Below are 21,044 nucleotides of genomic sequence, written 5' to 3' on the forward strand. Positions count from 1 at the left end.
GTACAGGTAGACTTCGCAGTCTCTTTGATACCAACGATTTCAACTTCTTCACCAACTTTGATGATACCGCGCTCTACACGACCGGTAACAACGGTACCACGACCGGAGATGGAGAATACGTCTTCGATTGGCAGCAGGAATGGCTTGTCAATCGCACGCTCTGGTTCTGGGATGTAAGAATCCAGGAAGCCAGCCAGTTCGATGATTTTCTCTTCCCACTCTGCTTCGCCTTCCAGCGCTTTCAGCGCGGAACCACGAACGATTGGGGTGTCGTCGCCTGGGAAATCGTACTGAGACAGCAGTTCACGAACTTCCATCTCTACCAGTTCCAGCAGCTCTTCGTCATCAACCATGTCGCACTTGTTCAGGAACACGATGATGTAAGGAACGCCTACCTGACGACCCAGCAGGATGTGCTCACGAGTCTGAGGCATTGGGCCGTCAGTCGCAGCAACAACCAGGATCGCGCCGTCCATCTGCGCAGCACCGGTGATCATGTTTTTAACATAGTCGGCGTGGCCTGGGCAGTCTACGTGTGCGTAGTGGCGAGTCGGGGTGTCATATTCAACGTGAGAAGTGTTGATGGTGATACCACGCGCTTTTTCTTCTGGTGCGTTATCGATCTGGTCGAATGCACGAGCAGCACCGCCGTAGGTTTTAGCCAGAACGGTAGTGATTGCAGCAGTCAGGGTAGTTTTACCATGGTCAACGTGGCCGATAGTACCAACGTTAACGTGCGGTTTTGTACGTTCAAATTTTTCTTTAGACACGGCTATATTCCTTACTATAGTGCTCTCCCCTTCGGAGAGAGCACGGGACTTAGGTTTTAATCCTGTGGATTACTTACCACGGGCTTCAATAACGGCCTGAGCAACGTTGTTAGGCGCATCATCATACTTCAGGAATTCCATGGTGTATGATGCACGACCTTTGGTCAGAGAACGCAGCTGAGTTGCATATCCGAACATTTCAGACAGCGGAACTTCAGCGTGGATCTTAACGCCAGTTACTTCAGATTCCTGACCACGCAGCATACCGCGACGACGGCTCAAGTCACCGATAACGTCACCGGTGTTCTCTTCAGGAGTTTCTACTTCAACCTTCATGATTGGCTCAAGCAGAACTGGTTTTGCTTTCTTAAAGCCTTCTTTAAAGGCAATAGACGCAGCCAGTTTAAACGCCAGTTCAGAGGAGTCAACGTCGTGGTAAGAACCGAAGTGCAGACGAACACCCATGTCAACAACCGGATAGCCAGCCAGAGGGCCCGCTTTCAGCTGTTCCTGGATACCTTTATCAACGGCTGGGATGTATTCGCCAGGAATTACACCACCTTTGATGTCGTTGATGAACTCGTAACCTTTCGGGTTAGAGCCCGGCTCCAGTGGGTACATGTCGATCACAACGTGACCGTACTGACCGCGACCACCAGACTGCTTAGCGTGTTTACCTTCAACATCGGTAACTTTCGCGCGAATCGCTTCGCGGTAAGCAACCTGAGGTTTACCCACGTTCGCTTCAACGTTGAATTCACGCTTCATACGGTCAACGATGATATCCAGGTGCAGTTCACCCATACCAGCGATGATGGTCTGGTTAGATTCTTCATCAGTCCATACGCGGAATGATGGGTCTTCTTTCGCCAGACGGCCCAGAGCCAGACCCATTTTTTCCTGGTCAGCTTTGGTTTTTGGTTCAACCGCGATGGAGATTACCGGCTCTGGGAATTCCATACGCTCCAGAATGATCGGGTGATCCGGGTCACACAGGGTGTCACCAGTGGTCACGTCTTTCAGACCGATAGCTGCAGCGATGTCGCCCGCACGAACTTCTTTGATCTCTTCACGTTTGTTAGCGTGCATCTGTACGATACGGCCAAAACGCTCACGCGCCGCTTTCACGGAGTTCAGGATGGTGTCACCGGAGTTAACCACACCAGAGTAAACGCGGAAGAAGGTCAGGTTACCCACGAATGGGTCGGTAGCAATTTTGAACGCCAGTGCAGAGAACGGCTCGTCGTCGCTTGCGTGACGCTCAGCCGGAGTATCTTTACCGTCGTCCAGGATGCCGTTGATCGCAGGAACGTCAACCGGGGATGGCAGGTAGTCAACTACCGCATCCAGCATCGCCTGAACACCTTTGTTCTTGAACGCAGAACCACAGGTTACCAGGATGATTTCGTTGTTCAGAACACGCTGACGCAGAGCTTTTTTGATCTCTTCTTCAGTCAGTTCTTCACCACCCAGGTATTTCTCCATCAGCTCTTCAGAAGCTTCAGCAGCGGATTCGATCAGGTTCTGGTGCCATTCGTCAGCCAGGTCCTGCATCTCAGCCGGGATGTCTTCGTATTCGAAGGTCACGCCCTGGTCTGCGTCGTTCCAGTTGATGGCTTTCATTTTCACCAGGTCGATAACGCCGGTGAAGCCTTCTTCAGCACCAATTGCCAGCTGCAGCGGAACAGGGTTCGCGCCCAGACGGGTTTTGATCTGACCAACAACTTTCAGGAAGTTAGCACCCATACGGTCCATTTTGTTAACGAACGCGATGCGTGGAACTTTATATTTGTTCGCCTGACGCCATACGGTTTCAGACTGTGGCTGAACACCACCAACTGCGCAATAAACCATTACCGCGCCGTCGAGCACACGCATGGAACGTTCTACTTCGATGGTGAAGTCAACGTGCCCTGGGGTGTCGATGATGTTTACGCGATGCGGTTCGTACTGCTTAGCCATACCTGACCAGAATGCAGTAGTCGCTGCGGAGGTGATAGTGATACCACGCTCCTGCTCCTGTTCCATCCAGTCCATGGTGGCTGCGCCGTCATGAACTTCACCGATTTTATGGTTTACACCGGTGTAGAACAGAATACGTTCGGTAGTAGTGGTCTTACCGGCGTCGATGTGCGCACTGATACCGATGTTACGGTAGCGTGCGATGGGTGTTGTACGAGCCATTTGATTCCTCGTTTGTTTCTTTAGGCGTTCAGTTAAGTTACCCAGAGCGGGCGGCTTCTCTGAAGCGCCCGCCTGGTGACTAATACTCCGAAGGGATTACCAACGGTAGTGTGCGAACGCCTTGTTGGCTTCTGCCATACGGTGAACGTCTTCACGTTTCTTAACTGCAGTACCTTTGTTTTCTGCAGCATCAGAAAGTTCGTTCGCCAGACGCAGAGCCATGGATTTATCACCGCGTTTACGAGCAGCTTCAACGATCCAACGCATTGCCAGAGCATTACGACGAACCGGACGAACTTCAACTGGAACCTGATAAGTAGAACCACCAACGCGGCGGGACTTAACTTCTACAGTTGGGCGAACGTTGTCGAGAGCGACTTCGAAAGCTTCCAGTTCATTTTTACCAGAACGCTGAGCCAGGGTCTCAAGCGCGCTGTATACGATGGCTTCTGCAGTAGATTTTTTACCATCTACCATCAGGATATTTACAAATTTTGCCAGCAGTTCTGATCCGAACTTCGGATCTGGAAGAATTTTACGCTGACCAATGACGCGACGACGTGGCATGGGAATACTCCGTTGTTAATTCAGGATTGTCCAAAACTCTACGAGTTTAGTTTGACATTAAGATAAATCAGTTTGGCCTTACTTAACGGAGAACCATTAAGCCTTAGGACGCTTCACGCCGTACTTGGAGCGAGCCTGCTTACGGTCTTTAACACCTGAGCAGTCCAGCGCACCACGAACGGTGTGGTAACGAACACCCGGAAGGTCTTTAACACGACCGCCACGGATCAGGATCACGGAGTGCTCCTGCAGGTTGTGACCTTCACCACCGATGTAGGAAGTCACTTCGAAACCGTTAGTCAAACGCACACGGCATACTTTACGCAGTGCGGAGTTTGGTTTTTTAGGAGTGGTGGTATATACACGAGTACATACACCACGTTTCTGCGGGCAGGCTTCCAGCGCAGGCACGTTGCTCTTTGCAACTTTGCGTGCGCGTGGTTTGCGTACCAGCTGGTTAACTGTTGCCATTAAATAGCTCCTGGTTTTAGCTTTTGCTTCGTAAACACGTAATAAAACGACCTCATACAATATGAGGACGCGAAATTTTAGGGCTACGTCGAAAAGGTGTCAAGAAATATACAGCGATCTCGGATCACCAGTTCATTTGACTGGCGTGCGTCACAGTAAGATTGACGAAATCAGTATAGCCAACCACGTCAATTTTGGCTGAAATTTGACCAGAAAGACCTCGCGCGTCCAGATCGTCCTTCAGCGCAGAGACTGTTATGGGGGCATTCGTGAGAATTTCAACGAAACGGCTGCCTTCCAGAGCGGCAAGCACGCCGTCCTGAATGAGCAGCAAATCATCACCTTCGCGCAGCATGCTCAACAGTGTGTCGATATCACATTGCCACGGTGAGTGGCTCAGAATATGGAGCATGGCGGCCTCAGAACGTCAAAACGGTGTCGTAGTGGGAAAGGTGTTCACGCAGATCAGAGGAAGGTAAGAGCGTCACATCCAGCACAAAAGACGACTTATCACTCAAACCGCGCGCCGTTAAGGAGTCGGCACAGACATAGCAGGTTTCGATATCGTACAGCGGCAGCACTTTGAAGGTTGCGATGTAATCGCGCGCCAGGATGGCCTGCGGCTGTTGGCCCGCGAGCAGTTGAAACACCCCATCCCCCAGAAAAAAGACGCCGATATCTTCTGTTAATGCCGATGTCGCAAGTAACGCATCCAGCCCTTCGCGGCCCGAGGCGCTACCGTGCGGCGCAGAAGTAAAAACAAATGCCACGCGCTTCATCAGAATTGCACCACTCTGTCGCAGGTTAGCGCCGCCTGAGCCAGCTCGCCCAGACCACTCAACGAAAAGCCAGGCTGAAGGTTAGCGCCCGATAACCCCAGGCGATCGGCTTCGGTTGCATCCGTCACGCCGCGACGCAGTGCCGCCGCCACGCAGATGTTCAGCTCAACGCCCTGCTTTTCATTTAACGCCTGCCACGCGCGGACCAGATCAAACTCATCGCTCGCCGGTGACGTAAACTGGTTCGCGTTATACACCCCTTCCCGATAGAAAAAGACGCTCGCCAGTTCATGTCCGGCCGCCAGTAGCGCATGCGCAAACTGCAGCGCGCTGCTGGCCTGCTGAGTGCCGTACGCCGGGCCTGTCACCATTAACGCAAAACGCATTACTTATCTTGCCCTACGAAGTCGCCACTTTTGAACTGGCGGATGTAGAGGTAGACCGTATGCTTGGAGATATTCAGACGATCGGCCACCTGGTTAATGGCGTCTTTGATATCAAAAATCCCTTTCTCGTAGAGATTGAGTACGATCTGACGATTCTTGGCATTGTTCGAGACGTTGCGATCGGCATTCACCTCTTCAATCGTAAACTCAAGCGTTTGAGTCACCAGATCTTCTACGGAGGAGGCAAAGTTAACGGAGGAGCCAACGTCTGGCGTTTCAGGCGGAATAAAGGTGCTCATGATCTGCGAGAAAGGCACATCAAGGTTCATGTTGATGCACAGCAGTCCAATCACACGATGTTCGCGGTTTCGAATCGCGATAGTTTCTGATTTCATCAGCACGCCGCTTTTGGCGCGGGTGAAATAACATTTGGAGACGCTGCTGTCCGCGCCGGTCATGTCATGCAACATACGCAATGCAAGGTCGGTGATTGGCGAACCAATTTTACGGCCGGTATGCTCACCATTAGCAATGCGGATGGCGGAACACTTCAGATCTTGCAGGGAGTGCAATACGATTTCGCAGTGGGAACCAATGAGCATCGCTAACCCGTCCACCACCGCCTCATAGGATTTAAGAATATCGAAGTCGGTCTGGTCAAAAGGACGTTGATCCAGCAAATCAAGTTCACTGGTTTCGTTGGTTAAAAGCGACCTGGACATGAAAAAAACACTCCTTTTCAGGAGCCTGTCGTTAGGTTTTCAGGGCAGGCTCATTATCTACACGGACAACTAAATTAATACAGCGTACCAGACGCTTTCCAGTGTTAATTATATCTGCCCCGCAATAAAAAAACCGCCGCCTTAAAGGCGGCGGTTTTTATTACATTACTTCTTAGCGTCTGTCGCAGCTTTCTGATCTGCCTGCGCTTCCGGTTTCGCATCCGCTTTCGGTGCTGGTTTAATGTCCAGCAGCTCTACGTCGAAGACCAGCGTGGAGTTAGCCGGGATACCCGGAACGCCCGTTTTGCCGTAGGCCAGATCCGGTGGAATAACCAGCTTGATCTTGCCGCCTTTCTTGATGTTTTTCAGGCCTTCAGTCCAGCCAGGAATCACACCGTCCAGACGGAAGGAGAGCGGCTCACCGCGGGTGTAAGAGTTATCGAACTCTTTACCGTCGATCAGCGTACCTTTGTAGTTTACGACAACAGTATCGCTGTCTTTCGGCGCATCGCCGGTACCTTCTTTCTCAACTTTGTACACCAGGCCTGTAGAGGAAGTCTTCACACCCTTCTCTTTAGCAAAGGTATCGCGGTAGGCTTTGCCTTTCGCTTCGTTGTCTTTCGCGTCCGCTTCCATCTTGGTCTGAGCGGCACCCTTCACGCGTGCTTCGAACGCCTGCAGCGTCTGCTCAATTTCCTGGTCAGACAGCTTGCTCTTATCCGCAAATGCGTCCTGTACGCCTGCGATCAGCTGGGCTTTATCCAGTTTGATGCCCAGTTTCTCTTGTTCTTTCAGAGAGTTTTCCATGTAACGACCCAGAGATGCGCCCAGTGCGTAGGCGGATTTCTGGTCGTCATTTTTGAACGCCGCTTTGCTGTCTGCAGTGGCAGCAGGCTTCGCAGCAGTATCAGCAGCGAATGACAGCGGCGCGTTCAGCGCAACAGCCATCGTCGTCGCCAGCAGCGTTACTTTAAACAGTGATTTCATCCATATCTCCAGGGCCTGGGGACTCTCACCCCAGCGTTAAACGTAAATGAGTGACGTACTATAAAACGTTGCAGAAGAAATCTACAGACAGACACTCCCAATTCTCACCACTTTTCAGACTATTTTTGTTTAAATAAGTTTCTTGCCAGCGGGATAGAGACTGCACTTAAGGATAAACTCAGTTAAACTGCGCCGCCGCTGGACCATCAGGTAAATCAGACATAAACGAGGTGAATGATGAAGGATACAACGATAGAAGCGAGAATGGCTGAGCTGGAAAGCCGCCTGGCTTTTCAGGACATCACCATCGAAGAGCTAAACCAGACCGTCACAGCACATGAACTCGAAATGGCGAAACTGCGGGATCACATGCGTCTGCTGACGGAAAAGCTAAAGGCAACGCAGCCGTCGAACATTGCCTCTCAGTCTGAAGAGACACCACCACCTCATTATTGAGGCGTAAAAAAAGCGGGGTTCACCCGCTTTTTTATTTTCCGCTTAGCGGAATTAGTGGCAACCGCAGCCGCCGTTACCGCAACCACCTTTGCCATGGTCATGACCATGGTCGTGATCGTGGCCGTGACCACCGCAGCAGCCGTCGTGGCCGTGATCGTGGTCATGGTCGTGACCGTGCGCACCGTGAACGTGGCCATGCGCCAGCTCTTCTTCGGTCGCTTCACGGATCGCAACAACTTCTACGTTGAACTTCAGGTTCTGGCCAGCCAGCATGTGGTTGCCGTCAACCACAACGTGGTCGTCTTCAACTTCAGTGATTTCAACAGGCACTGGACCCTGGTCAGTTTCAGCCAGGAAGCGCATGCCAACCTGCAGTTCGTCAACGCCCATGAATACGTCTTTAGGAACGCGCTGAACCAGGTTGTCGTCATACTGACCGTAAGCGTCGTTCGCGCCGACAGCAACGTCGAATTTGTCGCCAACTTCATGACCTTCAAGCGCAGTTTCCAGGCCGGAAATCAGGGAACCGTGGCCATGCAGGTAGTCCAGCGGCGCACTCACCGGAGACTCATCAACCAACACACCGTCTTCTGTACGTACCTGATAGGCCAGGCTGACCACCAGGTCTTTTGCTACTTTCATGATATCTCCTGAGCGTGGGAAAATTGCTGGCGCAGATTGTAGCGGAAATCTGCACCCGTGTACCCTTTAGCTTAAAAAAACTCAGGGCATATCGCTAGTCCGGATGAAAAATGCCGATTACTTGCTCTTCTTTGCGAACATGATCGCGGGCCTCTTTATCGGCCTCACGCATCTGGTGACCGCACTTAACACACTCAACGATATCAATATTATTTTCTCGCCACATCGCCAGAGTATCTTGCGCCTGGCAGGACGGGCATTTTGCACCTGCGATAAAGCGTTTACGGACAGCCATCTTTCGTTACCCTTTATTCAAATTCATCCCAGCCATCAAGCTGGCGTCGTTCCTGTTGCATCTCTCGCTGGAAGATCTCCTCCAGCTCGCGACGCGCTTCCCGCACGCGGGAGATCTGCGCCGTGTCGGTATGTACCGGCATCAGTTCGCGCAGCATTCGCATATCCAGCCGACGGAAGTGCATCTGGGCACGTTGCGCCTGATGAGGATGCATGCCCAGCGAGATCAACGCCTTGCGGCCTAACTCCAGCGCACTGGAGAACGTCTCACGGGAGAAGTGTTTCACACCCGCCTGCAACAATTCGTGAGCTTCAACACGTCCCCGGGCACGCGCCAGTATATGCAGGTGCGGGAAGTGCTGTTGACACAGCTCCACCAGTTTCATCGTGTCTTCCGGATCGTTACAGGTGATCACGATGGACTCGGCGGCCTCAGCGCCCGCCGAGCGCAGCAGCTCAAGCTGGGTCGCGTCGCCGTAATACACCTTGTAGCCATATTTACGCATCAGGTTAACCGCACTGATATCGCGTTCCAGCACCGTAATGCGCATCTTATTCGCCATCAACAGGCGACCAATCACCTGCCCGAAGCGGCCAAAGCCCACCACTATCACCTGGGGTTTATCGTCTTCTACCCATGGCGCTTCATCTTCATCGTCCGTCGGGTTTAAGCGGCGCGACAGCAGTTTATCCACCAGCTTCATCAGCAGCGGCGTGGTCATCATCGACAGCGTCACCGTCACCAGCAGCAGCGCCATCTGATCGTCCTTAAACAGCTTCTGAGAGGACGCGGCGGAAAACAGCACAAACGCGAACTCTCCCCCCTGGCTTAACACGCTGGCAAACTGCATACGTTCCGAACTGCGCAACCCGTAAATACGCGCCATGACGTACAGCACCAGCATTTTCACCGCCACCAGGATGGCGACGCTGACCACAACCCAGAGCAGATGGGTATAAAGCACGCCGAGATTGAGCGCCATCCCCACCGAAATAAAGAACAACCCTAACAGGAGCCCTTTGAAGGGATCGATGGCAATTTCCAGTTCGTGACGATACTCGCTCTCCGCCAGCAGCACCCCGGCGATAAAAGTACCCAGCGCCATTGATAGCCCCAGAGCGTCCATAAACAGCGCCGAGCCAAGCACCAGCAACAGCGTCGCAGCGGTAAACACTTCACGCACGCCCGATGCGGCAATAAAGCGGAACACCGGACGCAACAGGAAGCGTCCGCCAATCAGCATGCCCGCAAAAGCCAGCACCTTCATGGAAATCTTTGCCCAGTCGAAGCTATCGTCGCCAGAACCCGCCAGCAGCGGCACCAGCGCCAGCGCCGGGATCACCGCTAAATCCTGAAACAGCAGCACCGAAAAGCCCAGCTGCCCGGCTTCATTGCGGTTCATCCCTTTGTCGCGCATCAGCTGCAACGCCATCGCCGTCGACGACATGGCGAGACCAATCCCGCCAATCACCGCGGCCTGCCAGGAAAAGTGGGTCAGCATTAGCAGGCCAGCCAGAATCGCGGCGCTGAACAACACCTGCGCGGCACCCACGCCAAAGATAGAGCGTCGGAGCTGCCACAATTTAGAGGGATTCAGTTCCAGACCGATGATGAACATCAGGAACACCACGCCTAGCTCGGAGAAATGGAGAATTTCATCCACATCGCTGATGAATCCCAGTCCCCAGGGACCAATGGCGATCCCCGCGAGCAAATATCCCAGTACCGCACCGATGCCGAGACGGGCGGCAAGCGGAACCGCGACGACGGCCGCAAATAAAAACAGTACCCCGGCGAGGAGCAAATTCGATCCTTCCATTAACGACCTCCTGCCGGAATCGGCGATGCCAGCCACTCGCCATAAGCTCTGGCGTGGCTGGCCAGTTCTTTCGGATCCTGACGCCGTGCCCAGTAGACAATGATCGGGCTCATCCAGTGCATACGGCACATCGCCGCCGTCAGCTCGAATGGCCGCAGGATATCGCTCATCGGATAACGGTTCAGCCCGTCGTGACGGTAAGCACTTTCGGGTTCACCGGTGGTGATCACGCTACGCCAGTACTTTCCCGCCAGCTGGTTTCCCCCCACCCCACTGGAGAAACCGCGGCTCAGCACGCGGTCCAGCCACTCTTTCAGCAGTGCCGGACAGCTATAGGTGTAAAGCGGGTGTTGGAACACAATCACGTCATGCTGACGCAGCAGTTCCTGCTCGTACGGAATATCAATAAAGAAATCAGGATAGTGCGCGTAGAGATCGTGCACCGTAACGTTACTGAGCTGTGTGGCCGGCTTAAGCAGCACCCGGTTCGCCACCGAGTCCTGAGATTCCGGATGGGCATACAGCAGCAGCACTTTCGCTGTCTGAGACATCATTCCCCTCCCGGTCGTGTTTCTGTTTTTGTGTATCGTTGTTGTTTTGGGCTACCATGGCGGCCCGGTGCGGAAAATGGCCCACACCTTACATTATCATAATGACAAATTAACATAGTCGGAACATACGGCGCTTCTATGATTGTTTTCTCCTCGTTACAAATTCGTCGCGGCGTGCGCGTTCTGCTCGATAACGCCACTGCTACCATCAACCCGGGCCAAAAAGTGGGTCTGGTCGGCAAAAACGGCTGTGGCAAATCCACGCTGCTGGCGCTGCTGAAAAACGAGATTAGCGCGGATGGCGGAAGCTTTACTTATCCGGGAAACTGGCAGCTCGCCTGGGTGAACCAGGAGACGCCTGCCCTGAGCGAACCGGCCCTCGACTATGTTATCGACGGCGACCGTGAATACCGCAAACTCGAAGCGGAACTCCACGCCGCCAACGAGCGCAACGACGGTCACGCCATCGCCACCGTTCATGGCAAGCTGGACGCCATCGACGCGTGGACCATTCGCTCCCGCGCCTCCAGCCTGCTGCACGGCCTGGGCTTCAGCAATGAACAGCTGGAACGCCCGGTCAGCGACTTCTCCGGCGGCTGGCGTATGCGCCTCAACCTGGCGCAGGCGTTGATCTGCCGTTCTGATCTTTTGCTACTCGATGAACCGACTAACCACCTCGATCTCGATGCGGTTATTTGGCTGGAGAAGTGGCTTAAGAGCTATCAGGGCACTCTGATTCTGATCTCCCACGACCGCGACTTCCTCGATCCGGTGGTGGATAAAATCATTCATATCGAACAGCAAACGATGTTCGAATATACCGGCAACTACAGCTCTTTCGAGCGCCAGCGCGCGACGCGCCTGGCCCAGCAGCAGGCGATGTACGAAAGCCAGCAGCAGCGCGTGGCGCACCTGCAAAGCTTTGTGGATCGCTTTAAGGCCAAAGCCTCTAAAGCCAAGCAGGCCCAGAGCCGCATCAAGATGCTGGAACGCATGGAGATGATTGCCCCGGCGCACGTCGATAACCCGTTCCACTTCAATTTCCGCGAACCAGAAAGCCTGCCGAATCCGCTGCTGAAAATGGAAAAAGTGAGCGCGGGCTATGGCGATCGCATTATTCTCGACTCCATCAAGCTCAACCTGGTGCCGGGTTCACGTATCGGTCTGCTGGGGCGTAACGGCGCCGGTAAATCAACGCTAATCAAACTCCTGGCGGGCGAACTTAACCCGGTCAGCGGCGAAATCGGCCTGGCGAAAGGCATTAAGCTTGGCTATTTCGCTCAGCATCAGCTGGAATTTTTACGCGCGGATGAATCGCCTATCCAGCACCTTGCGCGTCTGGCACCGCAGGAAATGGAGCAGAAGCTGCGCGATTACCTCGGCGGCTTCGGCTTCCAGGGCGATAAAGTCACCGAAAACACAGAGCGTTTCTCCGGCGGTGAAAAAGCCCGCCTGGTACTGGCGCTGATCGTCTGGCAGCGCCCGAACCTGCTGCTGCTCGATGAACCGACCAACCACCTGGATCTCGACATGCGTCAGGCGCTGACCGAAGCGCTGATTGAGTTCGAAGGCGCGCTGGTGGTGGTCTCGCACGATCGTCACCTGATCCGCTCCACCACAGACGATCTCTACCTGGTGCATGATGGCAAAGTTGAACCGTTCGACGGCGATCTGGAAGACTACCAGCAGTGGCTGACGGACGTGCAGAAGCAGGAAAACCAGCCGGACGAGTCGGCGAAAGACAATGCCAACAGCGCCCAGGCGCGTAAAGACCAGAAGCGCCGGGAAGCGGAGCTGCGCACCCAGACTCAGCCGCTGCGTAAAGAGATTGCCCGTCTGGAAAAAGAGATGGAGAAGCTCAACGCCACGCTTGCCACCGTTGAAGAGAAGCTGGGCGACAGCGGCCTGTACGATCAAAGCCGTAAAGCGGAGCTGACGGATTGCCTGCAAACGCAGGCAAAGACCAAATCGAGCCTCGAAGCGTGCGAAATGGCGTGGCTGGACGCGCAGGAACAGCTGGAAGCGATGCTGCAGGCCGACTAACACACCGGGAGGGTTATGCGTTTCGATACCACGAGCGAGATTACATTCCGCAAACTCAGCATCTTCATGACCTTCATGGAGAAAGGGAATATCGCCCGTACCGCCGAAACGCTCGGGCTGAGCGGTGTCAGTGTGCACCGCGCGCTGCACACGCTGGAAGAGAACGTGCGCTGCCCGCTTTTTACCCACAAGGGGCGCAATCTGATTGCGCTGCCTTCCGCCTGGACGCTGCTGGAATATTGCCAGGAAGTCATGCAGGTGATGGAGCGCGGGCTGGAAGAGTCGCGCAAAATCGCCGGTATCGGCCAGGGTCGGTTGCGCGTCGGTACGCTCTACTCGCTCACCCTGGAAACCGTACCGCGCCTGATTATGGGCATGAAATTACGCCGTCCGGATCTGGAGATGGATCTGACGATGGGCTCTAACGACACGTTGCTACACATGCTGGACGAAGGGTCGCTGGACGCCATATTGATCTCCATCTCCGAAAGCGATATCGACCGTAACAGCCTCGAAGTACTACCCCTGTTTCACGACGACATTTTCCTTGCCGCGCCCGCGTCCGCCACACTGAACGCACATGGGCCAGCGGATCTTCGTGATTACAAACATCAGAAATTTGTCTCGCTGGCAGAAGGGTTTGCGACCTACGCCGGGTTTCAGGAGGCGTTTCATATCGCCGGATTCGAACCGGAGATCGTCACTCGCGTGAATGACATTTTCTCAATGCTGAGCCTGGTGCAGGCGGGGGTCGGCTTTACGCTGATGCCGGGCAGGATGAAGAAAGTGTATGAGAACTCGGTGCAACTACTGAAGCTGGCGCAGCCGTATCAGATGCAGCAGTTGATCGCCATCGTCTTTGCCCGCAACCGCGAGCAGGATCCCAGCCTGCGCGCACTGGCCGCCGAAGGACGAATGTATGCGCGAAGCCTCACGGCAGATACCTCGGCCCCGTAAGCGGGGTGCATGCCCCCTGTTCCAAGGTTCACTAAAACTGAACGCCACATTTGACTTATCATCCGTTACCTCTGAATATCCACAAAAATAACATGGCTTAAAGTAGGAACAGGATGTTCACACTCTACATGAAATGGGATGCAGGCTGTGATTTAGCACCGGCTGATATTCAGTTCATCCTCACGCCACGCGATGCACTGGAAATGGCGAGCGTATTTTACGAACTGGATTATCTGAAATATGCCCCTCAAACCCGTTTTCAACATTTCACCATCCCCAGACGACGTGACGGCGTATACCACCGCTTCGCGGCGCAACCATACAAACGCAAGCACCACACGGAATACGACGGCCTTTATGATGAAGTAAAATGGAATCTTGAGCAGGGCTGGATGGTTGGCGTAAACACCGCAGAGAAGTGGGACCGTTTCCGCAACCCCTTCTTCTTCGATGACGACGGTAATCTGGTTTATGACTGTTTCATGGACAGCTATAGCGACAGTTTCCAGCGGGAAGTACGGAATATTTACGAACATTGCCTGAACGCACACCCGGGACGAAAACCTGCTCCGACCATTAAACAGTATAATTCCGATGCTCCCGTACAGCACGCACAGGCCACCAAAACCATCAACAGCAAAGCAGCCGGACGATTACTAGCGGCAGGTGGAATCTACAACGGCAACATTGAAGGCTTTAGGCAAACAGCGGAACAACTTGGTGGAGATGCACCAGCAGGTTACGATCAAGTGATGGAAAACAAAGGTATTATCATGGCCGGCGCTTCTGTTGCCGCTGGCTTTGGCCTGGGTCGGTTAGGAACAATAAGTGGATTATCAAACTACAGCAAAATACCGTCGTTTGCATCGCCATATGCCAATGGATTCACAACTGAATCAGGATCATTAATCAATGCCGAACACGCCGTTGTAGATTACAGAAAACTGTCAACTTACTCTTTAGATGTTACCCATCCAATTGGGGGGCATAAGGCGAGAGTATTTCAGTCGGCGCTGGGCTATAACCCGACAAATTCAGATGTGTTAGCCAGTAGAATCCGCGAGAGCATATTAACCACCCCAGCTAAAGTTTTGGAAGCGAACCAGTACGGGCAGCGAATGGCTGTAGACATGCCGATATTAGGCATTAACGGTGAGACGGTGATAGTGCGCAGCGGTTGGATTTATGAACCTGATGCCGTCGTTCCACGCATGACGACGATTTTTGTTAAGTGAGATACAGATTATGAGAAGAGAAGAATTTGAAGTGGTAGTGTTAGCGGAAGATTTGCCGGAGGAAGGGTTAACTAAAGGCATGCTGGGTGCCATAGTATTAGTACATGAAAAACCCCATCTGGCTTATATGGTTGAATTTGTTGATGATGATGGGCGAACTATTGCGATGCCTTCACTGTTACCCAGCCAGGTGGCAGATTATATCCAACCGAACTGAGAGGCAGGAACAATTGGAGAAGTGCTCAACAGAAACTGAACGCCACGTTTGACTTATCATCCGTTATCTCAGAATACCCACAAATTAACATGGATTAAACCAGGAATAGGATGTTTACACTCAACAGGAATTGGGATGCTGAATATCATTTGGCGGCGGGTAGTATTGACAACTGCAACATTTAAGGTTCAGACAAACAGTAAAAAGATTAAAGGGCTATATGGGAAAATAAAAACAATCTTGATGACGGAGGAACAAATACTTTTGAAAACCTAACGCTGATACAAAGTTCGCCCTATCATTACACGCTTTCAAAGGCCCAGGGCACAATAACGAAAGTTCTTCCCTATAATGAAAGCGCAAAAGTGTTATGGCCTGCTCCAAAAGATGTAATTTATCCCGCTGGCATTAAGGAGAAGAAATGAAGGATACCGATGAATTGTTAGGCATATTCAAGACCCTCATGACTGCTGATAGCTACCCGATAGCCAATCCTGTTCATTCTGCCGTGATGGCAGATCTCATGCGCAATGCTCCACCCGCCGAATGGGGTAGTCAGAAAAGAACGGTTTACGAGGATATACAGCGCCTGATGGTTACCCGACCTGACTACCTGAATATGTTCAACATTATGGATGGTCTGGAGTATAACGGACTGACTTTATATAACATAGTTCAGGCAGAAAATGGTGTGCCATTATGGTCAAATATCTACATCCGCAACGTTGATACACGCACCGATGAAATCTATCTTGATCAGAATCTCACTGATAAGGTGCTCATTGGTGAGGATGGTATATCCGTTATTGTCTACAGTTTCGCTGATGATTGCTTTCAGATCCGTGATAAAGTCTCAACGGATTATGTAATAGAATCACATAACCAATTTCACGGGTTGTTATCCGCACTAATTGATACGGTGAATTAATATGCGTCAAATCTCAAACTGGCAGGATCCACGAAAAACGACCAGTAGTTGTGCGTGAAACGTGGAAAATACTGATGTGAATATACTGAGTAGTGGGGGGCTGAAATGATAAATGGAATAAAGAAAACGTTAACCAATATTATTAACATACTGCGCTCAAACAATGAGAATGCATGGGCCAAAACCTTTGAGACACTTGGTAGTGAACTTGACGTCGACTGTGAAGCTTCAATATTCGCATTAAAAAAAGCTTACGGTGGAATGGGATCATTTAACGATATTGTTCTTCACAAAAATGGGATACCGCTCCGTAAAGAGAATGACGAGCTGGAAGATTTGAGCCATAGGCTTTACCAGCAACTTGAGCAGGCAATCGATTTAATAAAAAAGGGTGTTTACCCTAACACTCGTCATCAGCGTCGCTGACGCATGCTCAGGGAGATTTCTACCCTGAGCTATAAGTGCCAAACTTACCTTACGTTTTTCGAAAGCGCCGCCGGGCAAAACTCACCGCTGAAGCCGCCCCGCCAGATGCACCGCCACATCCACCCCGCTGCGTTCCAGCGAAATGGATTCCCCTTCCCACGCCGCCTGTCGCGTTAAGCAGGTCAGCACGCCGCCGGGCGGCATCTCGATTGCCAGCCGCGCATCGCGTTCATTCGCGGATATCACCGCCTCCTGCCAGCGCACGGTACGCGCCATATTCATCGCCAGATCGTCGGCGATCTTCTCCGGCTGCCAGAGCACGCGTCCGGTACTGCCGCTCAGATACGCGCAGCGTGGGCGTGAAAGCGTGACCGATTCAAACGCTGCCGCCAGCTTCTGCGCCGGGTCCGCCAGCAGTGCGCAGTGCGACGGCACGCTGACCGCCAGCCGTTTGGCCTTGCTCGCCCCTTTCGCCAGCGCCCGCTCGGCTACCTGCGCCATCCCTTCATCGGAGCCGGCAATCACGATCTGCGTTTCGGCGTTCAGGTTCGCGATATACGTGCCCGTGCCTTCGATAAGCTGTTCCACCTGCGACAGGGTCAACCCCATAATCGCCGTCAGGCCATAGCCGTGCGGATACGCCTGCTCCATCAGATCGCCGCGCAATGCAACCAGCTTAAGGGCGTCGGTAAATTCCAGTGCGCCAGCCATCACTGCTGCCGGGTACGCGCCAATCGACAAACCGCTCACAATGTCCGGCGTCACGCCGCGCCGTTCAAGCTCGCGTGCCCAGGCCACGCCTGAAATCAACAGACAAAGTTGAACCGCGCGGGTGTGGCGTAACGAGGCTGCACTGTCCAGTGTATCGACTTCGCTTCCCAGTACCTTACGCGCCTGAGCCAGCGCCGTTCCCGGCAGGTTATGCAGCATACCTTCATGCTGCGTGCCCTGCCCCGGAAAGGTAAACAGTATTTTCATTACTCCTCCCTGCGCCACGGATCCGTTACCAGACGCGGTCCGCGGCGGGTTTTCAGCAGCGTTTTGCCGTCGCGCAGCCACTCCGCCAGCGCGAATCCCCCTTCGGGTGTATCGACCTGCGTATCCGCCCGGCACAATGCGCGACTCAGCTGCGACTGCCATGCGGTAAACGCATCAGGGGAAATCGGCTGCGGGGCGCGGATCAACAGGTCGAGATCGCTGTCGGCGTGGATAACCGGAATACCGGTCGCCAGCGCATAGCCAGTACTGCCGGTAATGCCCCACGACCATGGCCACGGCTGCTGAGAAAGTTGTAGCGCCACCTGTACCGGTGGCTGCGTCACAAAGGGCGAGCGCAGCAGATCCGCCGTTACGCTCAGTGATTCGGGTGACACCACACGCGTTACGTGTTCTGGTTTCACCCATCCGGCCGCCCGCTGGTCGCGGCGCAGGCCGCGCACGCCAACGGGAATACGGCCAGCGTTATCAACATCACGCCGCACTACGACCGGCAAACCGGTATGCCAGGCCGCCTCCACCCAGTCGTCGGTGATGCCTTCCAGCGCGTCTCGCGCGGTAAGCCAGATGAGGTCGTGGGGGCGTAATGTTATGGTCATGATTACATTCCTGAGGTCAGCGAGATAAACAGCGGCAGCGACAGGATACACAGTACGGAGCTTAACAGCAGCACGGCTTCCGCATCCGGAGACTGCACGCCAAAGCGGTTACCGAACACCACACCGAAGAAGCCCGCAGAAAGCGCAATCATCAGGATAGCGGTGATCGCCACGGAACCGTGCAGACCAAAGAGTAAAACGATACCCCAGGCAATCGCAGGCTGAATCAGCAGCTTGGCGACAGTTGACGTGATCACCATGGTGTTGATCTGCAGCTTACGGGCAGAGAGGATCACCCCGGTCAGGAACAGCGCTGCAGCGGTCGCGGACAGCCCCAGCGGTTTAATCGCCGCCAGCACCAGTTCCGGCATTTTGATACCGATGGCGGACAAAATGACACCCAGCAGCGGGCCCATCACGATCGGTTTTTTAATCGAACGCCACATCAGCACCGGCAGCATGGAGAGCGTCGAGCCAGAGTTATTCCCTTCGGCGCGCGCTTTTTCACGTTCCAGAATGAGCAGGCAGAACGGGGTCATCAGCACCGAACCGCAGGCGATGGAGACCGCAACAGACAGTGATGTCGATGAACCTTCACCCAGCACGCTGCCCAGAATAGGCAGGCCGAGCGCCGCATAGTTTGGCAGGGCGACGGTCAGCGTCAGCACGGCGGCATCCTGCGGCGATTTTTTAAAGACGCCGGTGGCGAGGAAGTAGATGGCCGCATAGGTTATCCACATCGCCAGGGTCAGCACAAGAATCAGCGGCGACTGGGCCACAATGCCGGTCCACGGCGTTTGCACGGTGGCGCTGAACAGCGCGGCAGGCAGTGCAAAATCCATCACGAAAATATTAAGCAGGGAAACGTTTTTGTTATCGACCATCTTTGCCTTACCGGCCCAGAATCCCAGCAGCATGATGACGAAAATCGGTGCAAGAGCATGAACAATTACGTAAGTCATAATTCACCTGTAGTAAAAAAGTTTAAGCACTGGCGCGATGATTATTATTTTCAGGATGCAGGTTCCCGCGCGGACGTAACGGTTACGTCCGCGGGGTCGTGCATCTGGCAGGTCTCTTTTTACTTACCAGCTTGCCCGCATGCGTTCGCGTACGAGGGCAGAGCTGCGGCGGTTGTCAGCACCCAGACGATTGTTCAACGTGGTGTCCTGACGAGCGTCACTGATGGCCTGTTGCAGGGTGGTTTTCACCTGCGCCAGATCGTTATCGGAGGGGGCATCCGGGTTGCTGATGTCCAGCAGGTTTGAAAGCAGCCCCAGGGTGGCGTAGTTGCTGATGTCATAGGCCATCGGCGGAATGGTGGCCGCCAGTTTTTCCAGCGCGTCGACGGTTCGCAACGTAATGCGCGCCGCAGACTCTTTACCCATCGCGTGGATCAGCACCCCTTTATCGTTGAAAGCAATCAGGCGGTTAGCCTGGTAGCCATGCGCCAGAAATGCGCCGGACATCGCTTTACCGACGATAAGCCCAATCACCGGATGACCGGCCAGGCGCGCGTTGGCATACGCGGCGGCTGCCCCCGCCAGCGCCTGGTGGATACCAAACGCCTCTTCGCGACGGCCATAGGCCTGGCTTGGGACGTCAATCACCGCCACAATCGGGCGCTTCACGGACTTACTGGCATCCTCGGCCACGGTTTCGCTCACCACTTTCGCCAGCGTCCAGCCCTCCAGCAGACCGACTTCCCCTTTCGCCGCGCGCGGGAAATGGTTGTGGGCATCCGGCACCACGGCAACAAAACGCACCGCTTCACCGTTCAGTTCGCCGTCTGCCGCCTGCACGGACGGGCAAAGCCCTTCCACACGTTTTACATTCGGCGCGAGCAGAGTCATCCAGAGTTCGCCACGGCTTATTGCGTTAGTCATCATTTCACCTCCCGGGCAAAAAGCGCGTTAATTTGTTCGGCATCGGCCTGTTTGCGGGTGTCGAAATTCGTCAGACGGTTCAGGTAATCGTCGTAGTTATCGGTGCGGTGTTTCGCGGGTACGCCCCTGGCAATCGCGTCGTTCATCGCCGCTTTCACCGCGTTGATACCGTCACCGACCAGCGCGTCAACCAGCCCGCTTTGGTAGCGCACTTCGCCACCGGTCATGCTCCAGATAAACGGACGGTCACGGGAGTCGTACTCTTCAATCCCCGCTTCCTGCTCGATGACCTGCGGACCGTTCAGTCCGAGACGCGCTTCGCGGGTCACAATCAGGTAGCTGCACAGCGCCGCCGCGATGGACATCCCACCGAAGCAGCCCACGGTCCCTGCGACAATCCCGATAACGGGCGTGTAACGACGCAGGTCAACAATCGCCGCGTGGATATCGGCAATGGCGGCCAGACCCAGGTTCGCCTCCTGCAGACGAACGCCGCCGGTTTCGAGGCACAGCACTGCCTGAGTCGGAATGCCGTTGCGGTTATCTTCTGCCGCCAGCTCCAGCGCCGCCGCCATTTTGGCACCGGACACTTCACCCATGCTGCCGCCCTGGAACGCACCTTCAATGGCGACCACAACGGCTGGCTGACCGTTGATCGTGCCTTTCGCCACCACCATGCCGTCGTCCGCCTGCGGAACAATGCCCTGTGGCCCAAGCCACGGAGAGATAATGCCTTCAAACGGATCCAGCAGTTCGCGATAGCTACCCTCATCGAGCAGGGCCTGCGCACGCTGGCGTGCTTTCAATTCGATAAAGCTGCTGTCATCACGCATGGCTGACCCCCTCAAAAACCTGTTCGATACGAATGCGAGCCACGCCCGGCGTCGCGCCGAAATCATGAATGGTCAGTTTTCCTGCTGGCAGGCTACTGACCGTTTGCAGGCGGTTGAACAGTGCCTCCCAGCGACCCCGGCTGTTGTCGACGGAGGTGGTGATATCAATGGTTAACGTCTGGCCCGGTTCGGCGGTGAAGAGCACCTCCATATCCCCGGAACCGACTACCCCTGCCAGGGCCCTGCCGCTTAACGCGCGGCTGGCTGGCACGGTCAATGTGATTTTTTCCATAAC

26 protein-coding genes are annotated in these 21,044 nt (G+C 54.1%); 7 read left to right on the forward strand and 19 right to left on the reverse strand.

What is annotated here, in order from left to right; all coding sequences use genetic code 11:
• From ACOTYN_RS11110 to fkpA, 9 genes are all read right to left on the reverse strand, one after another.
• Nucleotides 1-770, reverse strand: a 770-nt coding sequence (locus ACOTYN_RS11110; protein WP_421634677.1) for an elongation factor Tu, incomplete at its 3' end; no start/stop codon positions are given.
• Between the two features lie 69 nt (nt 771-839).
• Nucleotides 840-2,954 carry an elongation factor G gene (gene fusA, locus ACOTYN_RS11115; RefSeq protein ID WP_023331453.1) on the reverse strand — a complete coding sequence of 705 codons (2,115 nt, stop codon included), beginning with the start codon at nt 2,952-2,954 and terminating at the stop codon, nt 840-842.
• Nucleotides 2,955-3,050: 96 nt separating this feature from the next.
• Nucleotides 3,051-3,521: a 30S ribosomal protein S7 gene (gene rpsG, locus ACOTYN_RS11120; RefSeq protein WP_003861706.1), complete on the reverse strand. Its 471-nt coding sequence runs from the start codon at nt 3,519-3,521 to the stop codon at nt 3,051-3,053.
• A gap of 96 nt (nt 3,522-3,617) precedes the next feature.
• Nucleotides 3,618-3,992: a 30S ribosomal protein S12 gene (rpsL, locus tag ACOTYN_RS11125; RefSeq protein ID WP_000246815.1), complete on the reverse strand. Its 375-nt coding sequence runs from the start codon at nt 3,990-3,992 to the stop codon at nt 3,618-3,620.
• Nucleotides 3,993-4,116: 124 nt separating this feature from the next.
• Complete coding sequence (gene tusB, locus ACOTYN_RS11130; protein ID WP_014885486.1) at nt 4,117-4,404, reverse strand: sulfurtransferase complex subunit TusB; 288 nt, start codon at nt 4,402-4,404, stop codon at nt 4,117-4,119.
• A gap of 7 nt (nt 4,405-4,411) precedes the next feature.
• Complete coding sequence (gene tusC / locus ACOTYN_RS11135; protein ID WP_014885487.1) at nt 4,412-4,771, reverse strand: sulfurtransferase complex subunit TusC; 360 nt, start codon at nt 4,769-4,771, stop codon at nt 4,412-4,414.
• Nucleotides 4,771-5,157, reverse strand: a complete 387-nt coding sequence (tusD, locus tag ACOTYN_RS11140) for a sulfurtransferase complex subunit TusD (RefSeq protein ID WP_014885488.1) — start codon at nt 5,155-5,157, stop codon at nt 4,771-4,773. Before tusD ends, tusC begins: the two co-directional genes overlap by 1 nt.
• Complete coding sequence (locus ACOTYN_RS11145; protein WP_014885489.1) at nt 5,157-5,879, reverse strand: helix-turn-helix transcriptional regulator; 723 nt, start codon at nt 5,877-5,879, stop codon at nt 5,157-5,159. The genes tusD and ACOTYN_RS11145 overlap by 1 nt, the downstream gene beginning before the upstream one ends.
• Nucleotides 5,880-6,044: 165 nt before the next feature.
• Nucleotides 6,045-6,866: an FKBP-type peptidyl-prolyl cis-trans isomerase gene (gene fkpA / locus ACOTYN_RS11150; RefSeq protein ID WP_023331457.1), complete on the reverse strand. Its 822-nt coding sequence runs from the start codon at nt 6,864-6,866 to the stop codon at nt 6,045-6,047.
• A gap of 237 nt (nt 6,867-7,103) precedes the next feature.
• On the opposite strand from fkpA, the gene ACOTYN_RS11155 reads away from it, so the two are divergent.
• Nucleotides 7,104-7,322: a protein SlyX gene (locus tag ACOTYN_RS11155; protein ID WP_008503009.1), complete on the forward strand. Its 219-nt coding sequence runs from the start codon at nt 7,104-7,106 to the stop codon at nt 7,320-7,322.
• Nucleotides 7,323-7,373: 51 nt separating this feature from the next.
• On the opposite strand, the gene slyD is transcribed toward ACOTYN_RS11155, so the two are convergent.
• The 4 genes from slyD to kefG form a co-directional block, all read right to left on the reverse strand.
• Complete coding sequence (gene slyD, locus ACOTYN_RS11160; RefSeq protein ID WP_014885491.1) at nt 7,374-7,964, reverse strand: peptidylprolyl isomerase; 591 nt, start codon at nt 7,962-7,964, stop codon at nt 7,374-7,376.
• Nucleotides 7,965-8,058: 94 nt separating this feature from the next.
• Nucleotides 8,059-8,259 carry a YheV family putative zinc ribbon protein gene (locus ACOTYN_RS11165; protein ID WP_003861689.1) on the reverse strand — a complete coding sequence of 67 codons (201 nt, stop codon included), beginning with the start codon at nt 8,257-8,259 and terminating at the stop codon, nt 8,059-8,061.
• A gap of 13 nt (nt 8,260-8,272) precedes the next feature.
• Nucleotides 8,273-10,078, reverse strand: coding sequence for a glutathione-regulated potassium-efflux system protein KefB (gene kefB, locus ACOTYN_RS11170; protein ID WP_014885492.1), 1,806 nt, complete (start codon nt 10,076-10,078; stop codon nt 8,273-8,275).
• Complete coding sequence (gene kefG, locus ACOTYN_RS11175; protein WP_021242220.1) at nt 10,078-10,632, reverse strand: glutathione-regulated potassium-efflux system ancillary protein KefG; 555 nt, start codon at nt 10,630-10,632, stop codon at nt 10,078-10,080. The genes kefB and kefG overlap by 1 nt, the downstream gene beginning before the upstream one ends.
• A 135-nt stretch (nt 10,633-10,767) precedes the next feature.
• Between kefG and ACOTYN_RS11180 the strand changes: the two genes are divergently transcribed.
• The 6 genes from ACOTYN_RS11180 to ACOTYN_RS11205 all read left to right on the forward strand — a co-directional run bounded on the left by ACOTYN_RS11180 (nt 10,768) and on the right by ACOTYN_RS11205 (nt 16,435).
• Entirely contained in the window at nt 10,768-12,672 is a 1,905-nt protein-coding gene (locus tag ACOTYN_RS11180; RefSeq protein WP_023331460.1) for an ABC transporter ATP-binding protein, read from the forward strand.
• 15 nt (nt 12,673-12,687) lie between these two features.
• Nucleotides 12,688-13,629, forward strand: a complete 942-nt coding sequence (locus ACOTYN_RS11185) for a LysR family transcriptional regulator (protein ID WP_014885495.1) — start codon at nt 12,688-12,690, stop codon at nt 13,627-13,629.
• Between the two features lie 113 nt (nt 13,630-13,742).
• Nucleotides 13,743-14,864 carry a DUF6883 domain-containing protein gene (locus ACOTYN_RS11190; protein ID WP_063433777.1) on the forward strand — a complete coding sequence of 374 codons (1,122 nt, stop codon included), beginning with the start codon at nt 13,743-13,745 and terminating at the stop codon, nt 14,862-14,864.
• Nucleotides 14,865-14,874: 10 nt separating this feature from the next.
• Nucleotides 14,875-15,081, forward strand: a complete 207-nt coding sequence (locus ACOTYN_RS11195) for a DUF4926 domain-containing protein (RefSeq protein WP_047626370.1) — start codon at nt 14,875-14,877, stop codon at nt 15,079-15,081.
• A 421-nt stretch (nt 15,082-15,502) separates the two neighbouring features.
• Nucleotides 15,503-16,009: a YrhA family protein gene (locus ACOTYN_RS11200; protein WP_063433778.1), complete on the forward strand. Its 507-nt coding sequence runs from the start codon at nt 15,503-15,505 to the stop codon at nt 16,007-16,009.
• A gap of 105 nt (nt 16,010-16,114) precedes the next feature.
• Nucleotides 16,115-16,435 (forward strand): DUF6966 domain-containing protein, encoded by a 321-nt coding sequence (locus ACOTYN_RS11205; RefSeq protein ID WP_071922829.1) that lies wholly within the window; start codon nt 16,115-16,117, stop codon nt 16,433-16,435.
• Between the two features lie 81 nt (nt 16,436-16,516).
• On the opposite strand, the gene mdcH is transcribed toward ACOTYN_RS11205, so the two are convergent.
• The 6 genes from mdcH to mdcC all read right to left on the reverse strand — a co-directional run bounded on the left by mdcH (nt 16,517) and on the right by mdcC (nt 21,041).
• On the reverse strand, nt 16,517-17,413 hold the full coding sequence (mdcH, locus tag ACOTYN_RS11210; protein ID WP_045134900.1) for a malonate decarboxylase subunit epsilon: 897 nt from the start codon (nt 17,411-17,413) through the stop codon (nt 16,517-16,519).
• Entirely contained in the window at nt 17,413-18,030 is a 618-nt protein-coding gene (locus tag ACOTYN_RS11215) for a malonate decarboxylase holo-ACP synthase (protein ID WP_071922828.1), read from the reverse strand. The genes mdcH and ACOTYN_RS11215 overlap by 1 nt, the downstream gene beginning before the upstream one ends.
• A 2-nt stretch (nt 18,031-18,032) precedes the next feature.
• Entirely contained in the window at nt 18,033-18,992 is a 960-nt protein-coding gene (locus tag ACOTYN_RS11220) for an AEC family transporter (RefSeq protein ID WP_014885501.1), read from the reverse strand.
• A gap of 123 nt (nt 18,993-19,115) precedes the next feature.
• Nucleotides 19,116-19,916: a biotin-independent malonate decarboxylase subunit gamma gene (gene mdcE / locus ACOTYN_RS11225; RefSeq protein ID WP_032645410.1), complete on the reverse strand. Its 801-nt coding sequence runs from the start codon at nt 19,914-19,916 to the stop codon at nt 19,116-19,118.
• Nucleotides 19,916-20,749 (reverse strand): biotin-independent malonate decarboxylase subunit beta, encoded by an 834-nt coding sequence (locus ACOTYN_RS11230; RefSeq protein WP_014885503.1) that lies wholly within the window; start codon nt 20,747-20,749, stop codon nt 19,916-19,918. Before ACOTYN_RS11230 ends, mdcE begins: the two co-directional genes overlap by 1 nt.
• The gene (gene mdcC, locus ACOTYN_RS11235; protein WP_014885504.1) at nt 20,742-21,041 is read right to left on the reverse strand and encodes a malonate decarboxylase acyl carrier protein; all 300 of its coding nucleotides are present in this window, start codon (nt 21,039-21,041) and stop codon (nt 20,742-20,744) included. The genes ACOTYN_RS11230 and mdcC overlap by 8 nt, the downstream gene beginning before the upstream one ends.
• Nucleotides 21,042-21,044: the final 3 nt, after the last annotated feature.

The sequence above is a fragment of the Enterobacter cloacae complex sp. IR5458 genome, assembly GCF_049238025.1.
In the GTDB taxonomy this organism is placed as follows: Bacteria; Pseudomonadota; Gammaproteobacteria; order Enterobacterales; family Enterobacteriaceae; genus Enterobacter; species Enterobacter kobei.